Annotated in this window: 2 protein-coding genes; both read right to left on the reverse strand. The window is 66.6% G+C overall.

The features are described from left to right. Positions 1-1,358: methyl-accepting chemotaxis protein (locus tag AB5Y70_RS20365; protein ID WP_368176122.1), on the reverse strand; the 1,358-nt coding region annotated here is incomplete at its 3' end. A gap of 122 nt (positions 1,359-1,480) precedes the next feature. Continuing rightward, on the reverse strand, positions 1,481-2,101 hold a 621-nt coding region (locus tag AB5Y70_RS20370; protein ID WP_368176123.1), incomplete at its 5' end, for a methyl-accepting chemotaxis protein.

A 2,101-nucleotide genomic window follows, 5' to 3' on the forward strand; every position in this document is an offset into this window, starting at 1 on the left:
GCCATGGCGCTGACGGCGCGGGCGCTCTGCTCCTGGAGGCTGTTGATCATGCCCTGGATCTCGGCGGTGGAGGCGGCGGAGCGGCTGGCGAGGTTGCGCACCTCGTCGGCCACCACGGCGAAGCCACGGCCCTGCTCGCCGGCGCGGGCGGCCTCGATGGCGGCGTTGAGGGCCAGCAGGTTGGTCTGCTCCGAGATGCTGCGGATGGTGTCGAGGATGCTGCCGATGGAGTCGGTCTGGCTCGCCAGGGACTCGATGACCCCGGCGACCTGTTCGATTTCACCGGAGAGGCCGACGATGCCGTGACGGGCCTGGGCGACGACCTGGGCCCCTGCATCGGCCTGCTCGTTGGCCTGCTTGGCGACGTCGGCGGCGAGAGACGCATTCCCTGCGATCTCGGTGACGGTGGCCCCCATCTCGTGGATGGCGGTGGCGACCTGGACGGTGCGATCCCGCTGGGCGGTGCAGTTGTGCTGGGTGAGCTGGGCCTTGGCGGCCACCTCGCTGGCGGTGGCCGCCACCTGGCGCGAGTTGCTCGCCACCTGCACGATGGCCCCGTGGATCCGGGTCACGAACTGGTTGAAGCTGTGGGCAATCTCGGCCAGCTCGTCCTTGCCGGTAAGACTGGCGCGGCTGTCGAGGGCGAGGTGGCGGGCCACCTCGCCAATATGGGATTGCAGGAAGGAGACCCGGCGGCGCAGCCCGATGAGGATGAGGGTCGAGACGAGCAGCGAGATGGCGATGGCGATGACGATGATGGCGATCATCTGGGTACGACCGCTGTCATAGCTGTTTTCGCTCAGGTCGTTGCGATGCTGGGCCTGACCTATCAATCCGTCGAGCAGCTCATTGGCGCCCTTGCGCATGACCCCGTAGCTCTGGCTGTAGCGATCCCGGTAGATGGCGCGTGCCTCGTCCATCTTGTTGTCAGAGAGCGCCTGCAACATGGGGGTCAGCTCCTCCCGCTCCACCCGGGTGAATTGATCGAGCAGGGTCTGGGCCTTGGCCCGGGCGTCGGGATCGACCTGGGCCTTGACGGCCTGCTCCATGGCCTGGCGCATCTCGGGAATGTCTTCCTCGCGGGTCTCCTTGACCCGGGTCAGCACCCCCTTTTCGTCGCGCAGGGAGGTGTCCTGCAATAGCATCATGTCGATGCCGACGCGCATGCGCGGGATGCGGGAGGCCACTTCCGCCATGGCCCGCATGGGGGTGGCGGTATTCTGGAACAGCTCTTCGGCCTGCTGCCTGATGTTGTCCATGCTGCGCAGACTGGCGGCGCCAACCAGCAGCAGGGCGAGACAGGGCACGGTGACGGCCAGGATCAGTTGGGTTTTGATGGTGAGGTTGCCTGCCAGCATGTTGACTCCTTGGTGTGTTGCTGTGTCGCTACTGTAGCGGCTTGTCATGACGGTTCGCCGTCATGGGGGTCGGTATTCCCTGTCGACCCGGTGAAAAAAGGGCGCCGCAGCGCCCTTTCATCTTATAACCGGAAGTTGCCGACCAGCTTGTCGAGCTCGCCGGAGAGCTGTTGCAGGCTGCGGCTGGACTCGGTCAACTGGTGGGCGATATCGGCGGTCTCCATGGTGAGCTGGTTGATGTCCTCCACGTTGCGGTTGATCTCCCCGACCACGCTGGACTGCTCTTCGGTGGCGGTGGCGACCTGGATGTTCATGTCGCTGATCTGGGTGATGTGCCCGGTGATCTGGTCGAGGGCGCCGTTGGCCTCGTCGGCCTGGGTCACCACCCGCAGGCTCTGGTTGCGTCCCTGTGCCATGGCGCTGACGGCGCGGGCGCTCTGCTCCTGGAGGCTGTTGATCATGCCCTGGATCTCGGCGGTGGAGGCGGCGGAGCGGCTGGCGAGGTTGCGCACCTCGTCGGCCACCACGGCGAAGCCACGGCCCTGCTCGCCGGCGCGGGCGGCCTCGATGGCGGCGTTGAGGGCCAGCAGGTTGGTCTGCTCCGAGATGCTGCGGATGGTGTCGAGGATGCTGCCGATGGAGTCGGTCTGGCTCGCCAGGGACTCGATGACCCCGGCGACCTGTTCGATTTCACCGGAGAGGCCGACGATGCCGTGACGGGCCTGGGCGACGACCTGGGCCCC

It is taken from the genome of Aeromonas sp. s1(2024), assembly GCF_040908005.1.
GTDB classification, from domain to species: domain Bacteria; phylum Pseudomonadota; class Gammaproteobacteria; order Enterobacterales; family Aeromonadaceae; genus Aeromonas; species Aeromonas caviae.